Source organism: Aneurinibacillus tyrosinisolvens, from assembly GCF_001015055.1.
In the GTDB taxonomy this organism is placed as follows: domain Bacteria; phylum Bacillota; class Bacilli; order Aneurinibacillales; family Aneurinibacillaceae; genus Aneurinibacillus_A; species Aneurinibacillus_A tyrosinisolvens.
On sequence record NZ_BBWZ01000022.1, the window covers coordinates 57,638 to 73,189 of the forward strand.

Genomic DNA, 15,552 nt, shown 5'->3' on the forward strand with positions numbered 1-15,552 from the left:
GCATATGGCGGTGTAGCTCAGCTGGCTAGAGCGTACGGTTCATACCCGTAAGGTCGGGGGTTCGATCCCCTCCGCCGCTACCAATAGGGGCATAGTTTAACGGTAGAACAGAGGTCTCCAAAACCTCCAGTGTGGGTTCGATTCCTACTGCCCCTGCCAGTCTTATCAACAATGGCGGCCGTGGCGAAGTGGTGAACGCATCGGATTGTGGCTCCGACACTCGTGGGTTCGATTCCCATCGGTCGCCCCATTGTCTCAGTAGCTCAGTTGGATAGAGCAACGGCCTTCTAAGCCGTGTGTCGGGAGTTCGAATCTCTCCTGGGACGCCATTCTCATACATACAGCCTTTGTGATAAGTAAGCCCCTGTCCATGATTGGACGGGGGCTTTTGAATTTGGCGGGATGGGAGGAGGTAAAATTGTCCATACTACAAAATGGGAAAGGTGGATAAAGTATGGGCAGATCGTTTCTTCTTGCCATTATTTTACTTATAGTACTGATTATATTTATTATCCTCTGGTTTACATCCGTTCGCGTCCAAATCGTTTACAAACGGCAATCGGAAAACGATCTTATCGAGGTTGAAGTATCCGTCTGGAGAAGAATGCTCCGCTACCGTTTTACCGTTGATCTGCTGCAAATTCAAAGCCTATCCCAGGGAGTAAAGGTATCGCAGAAGGCGGACCTGCCGGCGGTCGGGGGCGATGGATTTGCTGGGAAACTGAGAGGTTTTCTGCCTTTCCGCTTGTTCAGAAAGATGCGGGAGCGCTTTGTAAAGCTTCTCCGTACCGTATACGACGCAAACAGTATTATGAAGTGGGTTTTTAAGCATATCAGGTGCGAGAAGTTTGAGTGGACAACAACTATCGGGCTTGGTGAGGCAGCAGCTACGGGAACGTTTACCGGGCTTATCTGGGGGATTAAAAGCGCAATGATTGCCGCCTTTGCGCATTACATAACGCTGCGGACCATTCCGCGCACACGGGTAATCCCTGATTTTGATTCGGAGCGCTTCGATGTTGATTTCCTCTGCATACTGCGTTTACGTCTCGGAAATACTATGGTTGCAGGCATTCGATTATTGTCTCATTATCTGCGTAGGGGGGCGTGAAACATCATGACAGAACATCCTATTAATGGCCTAATGAAAACGGCAATGGAAAACATTCGTGATATGGTTGATGTGAATACAATTATCGGTGACCCGGTAGAAACTCCGGACGGCAGTATCATTCTTCCGGTATCCAAAGTAGGGTTTGGTTTTGCTGCCGGCGGAAGTGAATTTGAAGCCGGTTCTGAAATGGGCGGGCAGAAAAGCAGTGGAGCAGAAGGCGGGAGCGGGAGACAGGGAATGCCATTTGGCGGCGGCAGCGGCGGTGGTATTTCGATTACACCGGTCGCTTTCCTTGTAGTCGGAAAAACCGGCATTCGTTCGATTTCTCTTCAAGGGCAGTCGCATCTGTATGAGAAAATGATGGATTTAGCACCCGCGGTGTTCGATAAAATTCAGTCGATGATTAAGCAAACAGGAACAAACAATGAAAACGGCACGACCAATGCGGCCTCAACCGGCGGTTTTACGGACGACACGCACTAAACGGTCGTCATAATTTGTAAAGGGAGCACGCCTCAAATGAGTGTGCTCCCTTTAATTTTGCGCTCATTATTCAGTTTTTCGCAATGACGATGAGCAGATCATTCGTTTCGATTGTTTCTCCGGCTTTGACGTGTATTTCCTTCACTGTGCCGGCAAACGGGGCTTGCATCGTTGTTTCCATCTTCATTGCTTCCGTAACAAGAATGTGCTCGCCTTTCTTTACTTTATCGCCTTTTTCCACCATAACCTTGAGGACTTTACCCGGCATGGATGCGCCGATTTGTCCCGGTTCTGCAGGATCCGCCTTCATGCGCTGAGCGACTGTGACCTTTGCTGAGACGTCGCGCACGCTAACCTCACGTGGCTGGCCGTTTAGTTCATAATAAACCGTTCGGGTGCCGTTAGGCCCGATTTCTCCGATGGAAACAAGCTTCACCATTAGCGTTTTTCCCTGCTCGATATTGACAGCGATTTCTTCTCCCAGGCGCAGTCCGTAGAAGAAAGTCGGCGTGTCGAGAACAGAAACACCACCGAATTCAAGCTGGCGCTCATGCATGTTCAGGAAGACCTGTGGATACATAACGTAGGAAAGCAGATCATAATCCGTTGCAGGACGCTCCAGCTTCTCTTCAAGCATAGTGGAGATCTCATCGAAATCCGCCGGCGGGAGCAACTCACCCGGTCTTGTTGTGAAGTAATCGCGGCCTTTCAGGACAATGCGCTGCAAATCCTCAGGGAATCCGCCGTACGGCTGTCCAAGGTAGCCCTGGAAGAAGGTAATCACGGATTCCGGAAAATCGATGCTCTGTCCTTTCGTATAAATGTCCTCTTCCGTCAGGTTATTTTGTACCATAAACAAGGCCATGTCACCGACGACTTTAGACGATGGCGTTACTTTTACGATGTCTCCGAACATATGGTTTACTTTAGTATACATTTGCTTAATTTCATCCCAGCGATCACCAAGTCCTACCCCCGCAGCCTGCTGCTGAAGGTTTGTGTACTGGCCGCCCGGCATTTCATGCTTGTACACTTCGGCATTGCTTGCTTTCATACCGGCTTCAAGCCCAGTATAGTACTGCCTGACATCTTCCCAGTAATCAGAGAGCTGCTGGAAGTTATCTGTATTCAGGCGCGTATTTCTTTCATCGTGCTCTAATGAGGTAATCAGAGCATTCAGGCTCGGCTGGGAGGTTAATCCTGACATCGAACTCAGGGCGACATCCACGATATCGACGCCGGCTTCGCTCGCCTTGAGCAGAAGGGCATTGCCGTTTCCGCTTGTATCATGGGTATGCAGGTGGATCGGAATTCCGATTTCTTCTTTAAGAGCCTTAATAAGCTGATATCCGGCATATGGCTTTAATAAGCCGGCCATGTCCTTTATAGCCAGGATGTGTGCCCCTGCTTTTTCCAATTCTTTGGCCAGATTGACATAATACTTGAGGTCATACTTATTGCGTTTCGGATCAAGAATATCACCTGTATAACAAATCGCCGCTTCAGCAATCATATTTGTTTCGCGGACCGATTCAATGGCAAGGCGCATCCCGTCTACCCAGTTCAGGCTGTCGAAAATACGGAAAATATCGATGCCCGATCTGGCCGATGTTTGGATAAATTTCTTAATCACATTGTCCGGGTAGTTCGTATAGCCAACGGCATTGGCACCGCGGAAAAGCATCTGGAACAGAACGTTAGGAATCTTTTCGCGAAGCTTTTCCAGACGTTCCCACGGATCTTCATTTAGGAAGCGCATGCTCGTATCGAAGGTGGCGCCTCCCCACATTTCCAGCGAGAAAAGCTCATGCCCAAGTTTGCCTGTCGCCTCGGCGATTTGCAGCAGATCGTATGTCCGAACGCGCGTAGCAAATAAAGATTGGTGAGCATCGCGGAACGTAGTGTCCGTAATAAGTAGCTTCTTCTGCCCTTGAATCCATTTGACGAGCCCGTCCGGCCCCTGCTCGTCTAAAATCTGCTTTGTTCCTGCCGGGTAGGGCTGTTTAATTGAGGTTTCAGGAATCCGTGGTGCGCTGAACGACGGCTTCTTGTCTGACTTTGCGAGGCCAGGGTGGCCGTTCACAATCGTTTGCCCGATGTAGGTTAAAATCTTTGTTCCGCGGTCGCGTTTTTTCGCGAATTCGAATAGTTCAGGTTTTGCATCAATAAAGGAAGTATCATACGTCCCGCTCAGGAAATCAGGGTGCTGCATGACATTTTCCAGGAAAGGAATGTTTGTCTTGACACCACGGATACGAAACTCCTTAAGGGTGCGCAGCATTTTCTTCGCTGCACGCTCAAAGGTAAGGGCATGGGTGGATACTTTTACGAGCAGTGAATCATAATGTGGTGTGATGATGGCCCCGGGTGCCCCAATGCCTGCATCAAGCCGTACGCCGAACCCGCTCGCGGAACGGTAGGCGAGAAGGCGGCCTGTATCCGGGAGGAAATTCTTCTCAGGGTCTTCTGTCGTAACCCGTGATTGAATCGCATAGCCGCGCATCTGCACACTTGATTGCGATGGAATTCCGATTTCCTTATCTTCCAGAGCATAGCCTTCCGCAATGCGAATTTGGGATTGGACGATATCGATACCGGTAATTAATTCGGTAATCGTATGCTCTACCTGAATCCGCGGGTTTACTTCAATAAAATAAAAGCTGCCGTCCGGGGCCACGAGGAACTCTACTGTCCCGGCATTGAGGTAGTTGGATGCCCGGGAAAGGCGAAGTGCTGCATCGCAAATATCTTCGCGCTGCCTTTCGGTCAGCGACAGGCTCGGTGCTACTTCGACAACCTTCTGGTGCCTGCGTTGAATGGAGCAATCCCGCTCAAAGAGGTGAACCGCATGGCCATGCTGGTCAGCGAGAATCTGAATTTCAATATGCTTTGGATTTTCGAGATACTTTTCGAGGTAAACAGCCGGATTGCCAAATGCTGATTTGGCTTCAGAGCGCGCTCTGTCCAGCGCTTCCTGAAGTTCCCCAGGTTTGCGTACGATCCGCATGCCGCGCCCGCCGCCGCCGGATACGCCCTTAATAATAATCGGATATCCGCTCTCCTTAGCAAACCGCAGCGCGTCTTCCAAGGTATATACAGGCTCGGGAGTTCCGGGGATAACCGGGATTCCGGCTTCAATCGCGATTTGTCTGGCCGTTACTTTGTCACCGAACATGCGAATGTGCTCGGATTTGGGCCCGATGAAAACGATGTTTTCTTCTTCACAACGCCCGGCAAATTGTTCGTTTTCCGACAAAAAGCCATAGCCGGGATGAATGGCGTCTACATCGTGCCGTTTCGCTACTTCGATAATTTTCTCAATGTCGAGATAAGCTTCGATGGGGCCTTTTCCTTCGCCGATGAGATAGGCTTCATCCGCTTTAAACCTGTGCAAAGAAACATTGTCCTGCTCGGAATAGACAGCAACCGTGCGAATGTCGAGCTCTGTGCACGCGCGAAAAATCCGAATGGCAATCTCTCCACGATTCGCCACCAAAACTTTCCTAAATCTTTTCACCTGGGCCATTCATATCTCCCTTTCTATACATGTTCTTTGGAATTGAAATCTATGTTAATAATAATAACATACGAATGAATATTCATAAGCTATAAAAATAAAGTAAAATGTAGAAATACGAAAGCTGTAACATCTTAAGTACAAGCACCGGCATAATATTAAGGTGGCAAAAAGGAATGGATTATATGAATAGCAAAAAATCGCAGGTTCTCCGGTTTGAGGTTCCACCGGCGGAAACAGAACACAATGTGCGCAGTTTTCTCCGCCAGGAACATGGAATATCACGAAGCCTGCTCGTCGAGCTGAAACATGTAAAGGGGATTCATTTAAACGGCCAGTCAACGTATCTTGATCATCCGCTCGCTGCGGGCGATGTAGTGGAGCTTCACCTGCCTGAAGAGGAGTCGGAAAATATTATACCCGAACCGATTTTCTTCCCGATTGTGTTTGAGGATGAAGATATCCTCGTCGTTAACAAGCCGTACGGCATGTGCGTGCATCCAACGATGCTGCACGGACAGGGAACCCTTGGCAACGGGGTTATCTACCATTGGAGACAGCAGGGCATTTCCCGAAAGTTTAGGCCGGTAAACAGGCTTGATAAAGATACATCCGGCCTGCTCATTATTGCGAAAAGCCAGTATGCCCACCAGCAAATGGCAATCGTGCAGCAGACGGGCGGAATCACCAGATATTATGAAGCATTCGTTCACGGCAGGATGCCGGAAGTAGCGGGAACAATTGATGCGCCGATAAAGCGCAAAGACGATTCTATAATGGAAAGAGTCGTAAGTGAAGGGGGGCAGTGGGCGCGGACTCATTATGAAGTACTTGCTGTATATGATTCGTTTACGCATGTCCGGCTGAAGCTGGACACCGGTCGCACGCATCAGATTCGTGTGCATATGAGCCACATCGGCCATCCGCTCCTTGGAGACGATATGTATGGGGGAACACGGGAGCAGATTGGAAGGCAGGCGCTCCATGCTAAAACATTGTCTTTTCCGCATCCACGCCATAAAAAAGAACTTTCTTTTGAGACGGCCCTGCCCGACGATATGGCGGCCGTGCTCAACGAACAAAAGTAATGGGGTAAGAAAAGAAACGCGATTAAAGAGCCGGTGAATTGTTTATTAATCACAAAGTGGCTCTTTTAATTTTTTTTTCAGAGACAAGTTATAAAATACAATTATACCTATGTAAATTACCTTAATTAGATAGAATATTTTGTTTCATTTTTGGCTTTAAAGTAAAACAGAACATGTTATAATAAATCTAATTGGCGTCGAATAGTTAAAAAAATAAAAAAAAAAATAAAGTGATAAGGGGAAAAATGATGCAGAAGAACAGTAGAAAATGGTTCGGGCTTCTTATTGTTGCTATGCTGGTGCTGCTCAGCGCCTGCAGTGGAAACAAGGAAGCTTCTAAGCCTGCGGAAGGTGCGAAAAGCGAAGCAGCTTCAGGGCAGGGGGAGATAAAGAAAGTAAAAATCGGAATCTCCCAGTATGTTGAGCATCCTGCTCTGGATGCAGCCCGGGAAGGGTTTTTAAAAGCATTAAAGGAGAATGGCTACGAACAAGGAAAAAATGTCGACATAGATATTAAGAACGCGCAGGCAGATAATGCGGCTGTTACAACTATTGCACAAACATTTGCAGGAGACAAGAAGGATTTGGTGCTTGCGATTGCAACGCCGAATGCGCAGGCTCTGGCACAGAATATTTCGGACACGCCGGTTCTCTTCACAGCAGTGTCTGACCCTGTAGGAGCCAAGCTGGTAGAAAGCCTTGACAAGCCTGGGAAAAATGTAACCGGGTTTTCCGATACGCCTCCGGATGCGATTCCGAATACAATCAAGTCAATTAAGGACTTCTTCCCTTCAGCAAAGAAGGTCGGTATTATTTACAACAGCGGGGAAGCGAATTCCGTTGCCAATGTAAAAGTAGCGAAGGACGAATTGCAGAAGCTTCAGTTAACGGCTGTAGATGCGACAGCAACGAATACAAGTGAAGTGAAGCAGGCAGCTGAATCGCTCATCGGCAAGGTCGAAGCGATTTACGTTCCGCAGGACAATACTGCGGTAACAGCTTTAAAGACGATTGTTGACGTGGCAAACAAAAACAAAATTCCTCTATTCGTAGGAGAGCTTGAGTCTGTTAAGGCCGGCGGCTTCTCGGGTGTTGGATTTGAGTATTCAGATATCGGCTATGATACCGGATTGATGGCGGTGAAAATTTTAAAGGAAGGTGCCAAACCGGGTGATTTAGCAGTTGGCTATCCGAAGAAGCTGAATCTTGTGATTAACAAAGAAGCGGCAAAGGCGCAGGGAATTGATGTAGATAAGCTCCCGAAAGCAGCACTGGATAAATGGAAGCCGGAGTTTATCGAGCAGAAGAAGTAACGAATGGAAGTGTTGGCAGGTCCTCCATATGGGGTGAAGCGGAACGATAGTTCGTTCCGCTTCGCGCTGGATACCTTCGCCCCTTCACTACAATAAACTACATCATCGGATGAGTGCAGGATGAAAGGAGGACCTTATGGTATGTCTGCTACAGCTTTCATAGGTTCAATTGAGTCAGGATTTATTTTCGCCATCATGGCGCTTGGTGTGTATTTAACGTTTCGTATTTTAGACTTTCCGGATTTGACGGTAGACGGGAGTTTCGCCACCGGAGGAGCCCTTTCCGCCACGATGATTGCAGCGGGTTTGGCTCCGTTTGTCTCTACCATTGCGGCGCTTTTCGCCGGGCTGCTCGTCGGAGCGCTCACAGGGATTTTGCATACAAAAGGGAAAATTAATGCCCTGCTGTCAGGGATTTTATCAATGATTGCTCTGTATTCGATTAATCTGCGAATTATGGGGAAAGCAAATGTGCCGCTGCTTGGCGACGATACGCTCATGTCCCAGATTAAAGATGTTACAGCTGCGTTGGGTGATTACGGTACATTGGTTGCCGTTGCAATTATCGCTTTTGTCATTAAATTCATTAGTGATTACTTCCTGCATACGGAAGTTGGTTTGTCTATCCGTGCAACGGGAAACAATGCGCGAATGATCCGGAGCTTTTCCACAAACACGGACAATACGATTATTCTTGGTCTGAGCATTTCAAATGGTTTGGTTGCCTTATCAGGTTCACTGTATGCCCAGTATCAGGGATTTGCAGATGTCTCTATGGGGATCGGGATGATTATCATCGGCCTGGCTTCCGTCATTATCGGGGAGGCGATTTTCGGCGATAAATCGATTAAGCGTGCAACCTTTGCAGTCATCGGTGGGGCGATTATTTATCGGCTGGTAGTTGCAATTGCCATGCAGGTCGGTCTGGCACCTTCCGATATGAAGCTAATGACTGCGTTGATTGTTATTGTTGCACTCATTATGCCTCGTTTATCATCCTGGTATAAGGAAAAGAAGCGCCGCACAGAACGGCGAAAGAACAGAATGGCATCACAGGAGCACGTAGGGATCGAGCAGGGCGAGGTGAAGCGGCATGCTTAAGTTAAATGATATTTATGTAGTTTTCAATGAAGGAACGGTAGATGAGAAAATCGCGTTAAACCATGTGAACCTTTCGCTCGAACCGGGTGACTTTGTTACGATTATAGGGAGCAACGGTGCGGGTAAGTCCACGCTGATGAATATTATTTCGGGTGTGCTAACACCTGATTACGGGACGGTAGAAATCGACGGGGCGACTCTGAATCATTTGCGTGAGCATCAGAGAGCACCGATAATCGGACGCGTGTTTCAGGATCCGATGGCCGGAACGGCTCCCGCTATGACGATTGAAGAGAATCTGGCGCTTGCCTATTCCCGTGATAAGAAGCGGACACTGAGACGGGGTGTAACGGCGAAACGTCGGGAAGAGTTTCGTGAATACCTTGCATCCCTTCACCTTGGGCTGGAAAACCGCCTGAGCGCGAAAGTCGGGCTTCTCTCCGGCGGGGAGCGGCAGGCGCTAAGTCTGCTGATGGCGACATTTACAAAGCCGAAGGTCCTCCTGCTGGATGAGCATACCGCTGCTCTTGACCCGGCGCGTGCGCAGCGCATAACGGAGCTTACGGAGGAAATTGTGTCCAGGCAGCAGCTGACGACGCTCATGGTAACGCACAATATGCAGCAGGCGCTTGATTTAGGGAATCGCTTGATTATGATGGATAAAGGATCTATTATTCTGGACGTCCGCCAGGAGGAGAAAAAGCAGCTGACGATTGAACGTCTCCTTAATGAATTCCAGCGTTTGCGCGGCGAGAAATTTGCCAGTGACCGGGCGGTTCTTGCCTAGAGGTCAAACCCAGTGTCTTAGAAGCACGTATTTATGTAAAAAAGGGGCTGTCACCCATTCGTCTAGTTAGACTTTTGGATCAGCTCCTTTTTTTTATGTCTTTCTTTATTTGAAATAATTTTCAATTTTTTAAATAATAATGAATCAGACATTATTTAACCCCCTTTCCTTGATAAGGATAACTAACCAATAATTTTGATATATACGAAAGTGATATACGCCTCCTGTATATTTATTTTGTTATATCAATATTTTTTGAAAGTAAAGAAAGGGGAAACAACATTGTCATCTTCAAGACCTTATTACCGCTATTTATCATTACTTATTTCTATTTGTTTATCTTTAGAATTTATCACCATACCGGTGGCGAACGCAGCCCCGAGTGAAGCGGAACGGGCACCCCAGAAAAATGTTCCCATCGTGGCCGATGTTGGTGAAATTCCAAATAAGCTTCCCAAAACCAAACTGGAGTTAACGAGTAAGCGGACGAAATATTCGACCCGCTATCTCAATCCGAACGGAACGTTTACGGAAGAAATTTTTAGTGAGCCTGAGTTTTATCAGGACAAAGCGGATAAAAAGTGGAAGAAGATTGATAACAATCTGAAAGCCAACACAAAAAAGAAGGGGAAACATAAGAACACGGCGAATGATTTTACGGCTTCTGTGGCCGATGAAGCCGATGGCACGGAGCTTGTTTCTGCCGAAAAGGATGGGAAAAGCCTGGCGCTTGTCCCGGTCCAGGCCAGTAAAGTAAAAGCGGAGATAAAAGGGAATGAAATTACATACCCAAGCCTATATCTAGAAGTCGATGCCCGTTACCATGTTTTAGGTGGCGCTGTAAAGGAAGATCTCATTCTTAATAGTGCTGCGGCACAAAACGCGTTTAGTTATGAAATAAAGCTGGACGGTCTAAAAGCGGCAACGGACAAAAAAGGAATGATCATCTTTACGGACAGTAAAGGGAAAGAACAATGGTTCTTTGCCAAGCCTTTTATGACGGATGCGAATGGAAAGCATTCCGATAAGGTCACTCTTTCCCTCCGGGAAGAAGGCGGGAAAACGTATGTAGACATCACTGCTGACCAAGCGTTCTTAAAGGATCCTGCAACCAAATTTCCGGTCACGATGGATCCGACGGTGAACAATTGGGATGTGCAGCGTGATAATTTTGTCAGTGGGAATTATCCTAACTCTTATTCGTCCAGCGATGCAAGCATGTATGCGGGATATGACAGTTTTTATGGTTGGACCCGTTCACTTTTAAAATTTTATCTGCCTGTGCTACCGAGTGACAGTAGTATCACCAATGCTTCTTTTAGTGCTTTTCAAACCAAGGCGTATACCACCAACACTTCCATTTCCCTTAGTCGCATAACAAGTGATTGGAACTCATACGTGGCATGGAATACCCAACCCACGATAAAAACGACTGCGGAATCAACGGTAACGAGTAATACATCAAATGGATACTGGCAGTGGGACATTACGCAGTTAGCGAAAGATTGGTACAACAACAGCCAGCCCAATTATGGGTTTATGTTGAAACAACAAAGCGAAACAGCTGCGTCCAATTGGGTATTCAACACGGTCAACAGCGGAACGAACACACTGCAATTGACCGTGAACTATACCGTCGACCCAATTGGAGTTGAAGATTTCTGGGGATACAGCCAGGACGGGGTCAACGTGGCGAACGGAAACCTCGTGGTGGATGGAACCGATGTCTCCACGCCGGGACGGGGCGTGCCGGTGAGTGTGAGCCGGGTGTATAACAGCCGCAAATCGGGCGTAGCAGGTATGTTTGGCTATGGGTGGAGCAGTAATGTCGAAGCCCGCCTCGCCGATGGAGGCACCGGACCGATTACCTTAATTGATGGGGATAATAATCGCCACATTTTCGGAGAAAACACAAGTGGAGGGTATATCGCTGCCGGGGGTGTTTATTTAACACTCGATAAAAATGCAGACGGAACCTATACCATTACCCAGAAAGACGGAACGAAAATCAATTTTAACACCAGCGGAAAAATCGCTTCCTTTGTGGATACCAATGGAAACACCACGACCCTGGGGTATGATGCCGCTGGAAAGTTAACCACTATCACCGATGCAACAAAGAGAATCACAACGATTTCGTATGGAACCAATGGGTACGTCTCCAGTATTGCCGATCCGGCCAACCGCACGACGAGCTATGCTTACGATGCGGCAGGAAATTTAATCACCGTTACCGGTCCGGCAGGAATGAGCACAACCCTTGCGTATGATGCCGCCCATAACCTGACAGGGGTTACGGATGCGCGCAACATTAAAACGACCCTTACGTATGATGCATCGGATCGGGTGGCGAGTGTCAGCCGCCCTATCACGGTGAACGGCGTGGTTCAAACGAGTACGACGAGCTACTCGTACGATACGGTAAATCGGGTTACGTCGGTTACGGATGGGGAAGGAAAACAGATCGATTACACGTACGATCCAAGTGACAGACTCACTCAAGTAACGGAAAATCCGCTGGATGCGGCAAACCAGGTGGTCACAAAGTATACGTATGACAATGAGAATAACTTGACTCAGGTCCTCGCTCCGAAAGGACAAGCCTACGTATACCAGTATGAAAAGGGGAAGGGAAACCTGACGATTGCCCAGCGTCCCGATATGAAACAAATTATCTACACCTACGATAATCAGAACAATGTAGTTTGGGGACAGGATTTCAACAACAACGTCAGTACATCGGATTATGATGCAAAAAACAATCAGACCGAATCCATTGACCCCGCGATGTCGGCGTCGGCAGACCGTTATGAGCCAAGCGGTCTTCTGGAGTATTCTACTGAGCCAATGTCTGCGGCAGATAACCTGGCGGTAAACACGAGTTTCGAATTAGGTTCCGCCACCTGGCCGGATCATTGGGACCAATTAACAGAGACGGGCAAAACAGCGACGTATGCCTGGTCGACGATTTCGAAGGTAGGAAATAAGTCGATTAGCATCTCCAATCCGACAGGGTGGGCGGTGGCTCGTTCCGACCAAATGGCTCTTTACACTCCGGGGGAGCAATATATCGTGAGCGGGTATGTAAAAACAGACAATACAACAGGCAAAGCCTCGTAAAAGTGGAGTTTTTGGACGATGCAGGTACATGGCTGGGGGAGAAACAGTCCTATCAGGTAAAAGGAACCCATGATTGGACACGGATTCAAACCGTTGTTGACAATGCACCGGCCAATACAAAAAAAATTAGAGTATCGGTCGGTCTTAACGCAGGTACCGGTACGGCCTACTTCGATGGCATTCAGCTGGAGAAGGGAAGCGTATTAAGCGCGTACAACCTGGTTGAAAACGCAGGCTTCGAACAAAAGATGGACGCCTGACAAGGAGCAGTACGCTAGCGCCTGCTGACGGGATCGATACAACCACGGGCTATGTGGGAAGCCAGTCATTTAAAATGGCAGGAGAACCCGCAAAGGATAAAAGTGTTTCCCAGCATATCCATCTATCTGGTGATGCAGCCACCCCCCTCACGCTGTCCGGCTGGTCAAAACAAGTGGCAGCAGACCCGAATGGCGGGGAGTACAGCATGAAAGTGGGGGTCAACTATACGGATGGAACTGTGGGCTGGTTTGTGAATAAATTCAACAAAAGCATAGCCGACTGGCAGCATGTGGCAGCGGACGTAAAACCGACCAAAGCGTTCAGCTCCATTGATGTTTATTACTGTTACTCTAATCAGGCTGGAACCGCCTGGTTTGATGCTATGCGTTTATCGCTAGGAGCTTCGGTTACGTACAACACGTATGAAACTACCGGGAACTATGTCAGCAGTGTGAAGGACCCGCTGGGAAACAACGTTTCCTATAGTTACGATGCTGTAGGGAACCCTCTCAGCTTCACCGATGAGAAGAAGCAAACCATCTCATACGGATACGATGCCCGGGATCTGCTTAGCAAAGTGACGGATGCGAAGCTGGGAGTGACGGGTTATGAACATGATGGGGCAGGCAACCTAACCAGGATGACAGATGCCAAAGCCAATGTGACCAGCTATGCGTACAATGAGAACAACCAGGTTTCCAAAATGACCAACCCCTTAAACCAGGTAACTCAATTTGGGTATGATAAGAATGGAAATATGACAAAGCTGATTTCACCAAAAGGCGATAGGGTATCCTCTACCTATAATGCCCTTGACTGGATGGATAGCCTGTCCATCAATGGGGTTAAAAAATGGGGATTGGCCTATGACGCCAATGGAAATATGACTTCCGTTACGGATGCGGCTGGAAAAACAACGACATACACATACGACAGCAACGATCGTATGACCAAAAAAGCAGAAGGGACGGCCAACACGCTTGATTATCAGTTGGATGAAAACGGGAATCCAACGAAGATCACCGCAACCGCAGGGACAGCTCCAGCCATAACCACAGAGTACACCTATGATCAATTGAATCAGGTGACCTCTCTGTCCCGGAATGGAGTCAACCAGGCCAAGTTTGTGTATGACGAGCGGGGGAATGTCATCTCCATCAGAGGAAAACCAGCTTACCCAGGTAAAAGATGCCACTGGAGCCGTCATTGCTTCCTTCACTTATGACCATGAGGGGAAACGGGCGAGTATAATAACTTCAGCTGGAACGGTTAACTTTCATTACAGCGGAGACAAGGTCCTTTATGAGACAGATGCGAGCAATAATATTATTGCCGAATATACCTGGGATGCGGAGGGGAAACCTGCTTCCATCACCAAAGGCGGAGCAACCTACTACTATCATGTCAACGGTCATGGGGATGTAACCTCGTTAACCGATAGTAATGGAAATACCGTTGCCCAGTATCAATATGATTCCTTTGGCAATATTACCTCTCAAACAGGGGCTATGGCTTCTTCGAATCCGTACCGTTATGCAGGATACCGATATGATGAGAGTACGGGGATGTATTACCTCATGGCCCGCTACTACGATCCGAGCATCGGTCGATTTATTACCGAGGATACGTATAAAGGACATGGTGATGCCCCACTTTCCTTGAATGGTTACACATATGTTCATAACAACCCTGTAAACAATATCGATAGCACAGGAAATTGGTGTGAGTCGTATATTGGAAAGCATTTGATGTATGCTCATCCAGGGCATTGCACCAACAAAAAAAATAATCATAATGAAACACCTGATGCTGCCCACAACGGCTCCTGGATAGTTAATAAGGGTAAACCTTATCAAAGATATTGGCTAAATAGAGATACTGTACATGAAGACTTCGGATTCGAAATGGATTTGATGATGGCACTTACACCAAGAGGTGGTCAAGTATCAACTGTTGCTAAGGCAATAAAAATCTGGTTAGGACCTGGTGCTAAATGGATTGTAAATAAAGCTGGGGACAAAGTCTTTATGTCAAAAGATGGTACAAAAAGGGTTAGATTTGATATAAAAAACCCCTCACCTCATCAGAGTCCTCATGGTCACATTGAAGAGTTAATAAATGGAAAATGGGTAAAATCAGGACAAATTTATCCTAAAGATGTTCCTCATAAATAATAAAAACATATAAGGGAAGGTGAAAATTTTGAGATTACTTGACAATGATACAAGCAAATCTTTAAGAAATGTAATATTATATTTAAAATTAGAAGAAGCCAATGAATTAAAAGCTGATTTAGAAAGATTGATTGATAGCTTCGGAAATAATGAACATGTTCATATCAATGACTTGAATTTTAATCATGAAATTACCGTAGTACTTTATAACGAAAGCAATCTTAAAGGATTTGATGAGCGTTCAATAAAACTTATTAAAGAAGATTTATAAATTAATAAAAAGGTCACAGTGCCCATTCACCCAGGAAGAAAGATTCTTGGTGATTACTAAAATAATGTATAAAAAAGGGGGGATGGATATGTTTCAAAAAGATGGATTCAAATTTTACGAGGATATAGGTAGTAATTTTATTTTTATAGAAGATAACAAATTAGATAATTGTATAGAATATATTATCAAAAAAGACATTCGTTCTATCTTTGTTAATGATGATTATTATCGAAAACAAAATATTGAGATGACGTAAAATATTTTGTGTAAAGGAATTTCACCAAAATTTGGTGTCTTTCAAGCAATAAAAAAGTAGGGTATTC

General features: G+C 46.8%; 13 protein-coding genes and 4 tRNA genes. 16 read left to right on the top strand and 1 reads right to left on the bottom strand.

Translation table 11 applies throughout. The features are described from left to right. Nucleotides 1-6 precede the first annotated feature (6 nt). From MBEAL2_RS17860 to ytfJ, 6 genes are all read left to right on the top strand, one after another. A tRNA-Met gene (locus tag MBEAL2_RS17860) sits at nt 7-83 on the top strand. 2 nt (nt 84-85) lie between these two features. Next, nucleotides 86-159: transfer RNA gene (locus MBEAL2_RS17865), tRNA-Trp, on the top strand. Nucleotides 160-174: 15 nt separating this feature from the next. Beyond that, a tRNA-His gene (locus MBEAL2_RS17870) sits at nt 175-250 on the top strand. A gap of 2 nt (nt 251-252) precedes the next feature. Next, nucleotides 253-329, top strand: a tRNA-Arg gene (locus MBEAL2_RS17875). Between the two features lie 125 nt (nt 330-454). After that, nucleotides 455-1,111, top strand: coding sequence for a DUF2953 domain-containing protein (locus MBEAL2_RS17880; RefSeq protein ID WP_047153636.1), 657 nt, complete (start codon nt 455-457; stop codon nt 1,109-1,111). Nucleotides 1,112-1,117: 6 nt separating this feature from the next. After that, nucleotides 1,118-1,597 (top strand): GerW family sporulation protein, encoded by a 480-nt coding sequence (gene ytfJ, locus MBEAL2_RS17885; RefSeq protein ID WP_047153637.1) that lies wholly within the window; start codon nt 1,118-1,120, stop codon nt 1,595-1,597. Between the two features lie 70 nt (nt 1,598-1,667). On the opposite strand, the gene pyc is transcribed toward ytfJ, so the two are convergent. Next, complete coding sequence (gene pyc / locus MBEAL2_RS17890; protein ID WP_047153638.1) at nt 1,668-5,123, bottom strand: pyruvate carboxylase; 3,456 nt, start codon at nt 5,121-5,123, stop codon at nt 1,668-1,670. Nucleotides 5,124-5,290: 167 nt separating this feature from the next. Here pyc and MBEAL2_RS17895 point away from each other — a divergent pair, with 167 nt between their 5' ends. The 10 genes from MBEAL2_RS17895 to MBEAL2_RS17925 all read left to right on the top strand — a co-directional run bounded on the left by MBEAL2_RS17895 (nt 5,291) and on the right by MBEAL2_RS17925 (nt 15,485). Further along, complete coding sequence (locus MBEAL2_RS17895) at nt 5,291-6,202, top strand: RluA family pseudouridine synthase (RefSeq protein WP_236692929.1); 912 nt, start codon at nt 5,291-5,293, stop codon at nt 6,200-6,202. A gap of 245 nt (nt 6,203-6,447) precedes the next feature. Continuing rightward, the gene (locus tag MBEAL2_RS17900) at nt 6,448-7,515 is read left to right on the top strand and encodes an ABC transporter substrate-binding protein (protein ID WP_082130009.1); all 1,068 of its coding nucleotides are present in this window, start codon (nt 6,448-6,450) and stop codon (nt 7,513-7,515) included. Between the two features lie 141 nt (nt 7,516-7,656). After that, nucleotides 7,657-8,616, top strand: coding sequence for an ABC transporter permease (locus tag MBEAL2_RS17905; protein ID WP_047153640.1), 960 nt, complete (start codon nt 7,657-7,659; stop codon nt 8,614-8,616). Next, complete coding sequence (locus MBEAL2_RS17910; protein ID WP_047153641.1) at nt 8,609-9,403, top strand: ABC transporter ATP-binding protein; 795 nt, start codon at nt 8,609-8,611, stop codon at nt 9,401-9,403. The genes MBEAL2_RS17905 and MBEAL2_RS17910 overlap by 8 nt, the downstream gene beginning before the upstream one ends. Before the next feature lie 282 nt (nt 9,404-9,685). Next, on the top strand, nt 9,686-12,523 hold the full coding sequence (locus MBEAL2_RS29425) for a DNRLRE domain-containing protein (protein ID WP_052947800.1): 2,838 nt from the start codon (nt 9,686-9,688) through the stop codon (nt 12,521-12,523). 11 nt (nt 12,524-12,534) lie between these two features. Next, the gene (locus MBEAL2_RS29430) at nt 12,535-12,783 is read left to right on the top strand and encodes a hypothetical protein (RefSeq protein ID WP_052947801.1); all 249 of its coding nucleotides are present in this window, start codon (nt 12,535-12,537) and stop codon (nt 12,781-12,783) included. Nucleotides 12,784-12,857: 74 nt separating this feature from the next. Next, nucleotides 12,858-14,009 (top strand): RHS repeat protein, encoded by a 1,152-nt coding sequence (locus MBEAL2_RS29435; RefSeq protein ID WP_052947802.1) that lies wholly within the window; start codon nt 12,858-12,860, stop codon nt 14,007-14,009. Then, entirely contained in the window at nt 13,930-14,958 is a 1,029-nt protein-coding gene (locus tag MBEAL2_RS29440; protein WP_052947803.1) for an RHS repeat domain-containing protein, read from the top strand. Before MBEAL2_RS29435 ends, MBEAL2_RS29440 begins: the two co-directional genes overlap by 80 nt. Before the next feature lie 28 nt (nt 14,959-14,986). Continuing rightward, a complete protein-coding gene (locus MBEAL2_RS17920; protein ID WP_047153642.1) occupies nt 14,987-15,229 on the top strand; it encodes a hypothetical protein in 243 nt (80 codons plus the stop codon). A 46-nt stretch (nt 15,230-15,275) separates the two neighbouring features. Beyond that, nucleotides 15,276-15,485, top strand: coding sequence for a hypothetical protein (locus MBEAL2_RS17925; RefSeq protein ID WP_047153643.1), 210 nt, complete (start codon nt 15,276-15,278; stop codon nt 15,483-15,485). The last annotated feature ends 67 nt before the right edge of the window (nt 15,486-15,552 follow it).

Coding starts and splice junctions, on each gene's coding strand:
- MBEAL2_RS17880 (WP_047153636.1), top strand. CDS start 455: ATGGGCAGATCGTTTCTTCTTGCCATTATTTTACTTATAGTACTGATT.
- ytfJ (WP_047153637.1), top strand. CDS start 1,118: ATGACAGAACATCCTATTAATGGCCTAATGAAAACGGCAATGGAAAAC.
- pyc (WP_047153638.1), bottom strand. CDS start 5,123: ATGGCCCAGGTGAAAAGATTTAGGAAAGTTTTGGTGGCGAATCGTGGA.
- MBEAL2_RS17895 (WP_236692929.1), top strand. CDS start 5,291: ATGGATTATATGAATAGCAAAAAATCGCAGGTTCTCCGGTTTGAGGTT.
- MBEAL2_RS17900 (WP_082130009.1), top strand. CDS start 6,448: ATGATGCAGAAGAACAGTAGAAAATGGTTCGGGCTTCTTATTGTTGCT.
- MBEAL2_RS17905 (WP_047153640.1), top strand. CDS start 7,657: ATGTCTGCTACAGCTTTCATAGGTTCAATTGAGTCAGGATTTATTTTC.
- MBEAL2_RS17910 (WP_047153641.1), top strand. CDS start 8,609: ATGCTTAAGTTAAATGATATTTATGTAGTTTTCAATGAAGGAACGGTA.
- MBEAL2_RS29435 (WP_052947802.1), top strand. CDS start 12,858: ATGGCAGGAGAACCCGCAAAGGATAAAAGTGTTTCCCAGCATATCCAT.
- MBEAL2_RS29440 (WP_052947803.1), top strand. CDS start 13,930: ATGTCATCTCCATCAGAGGAAAACCAGCTTACCCAGGTAAAAGATGCC.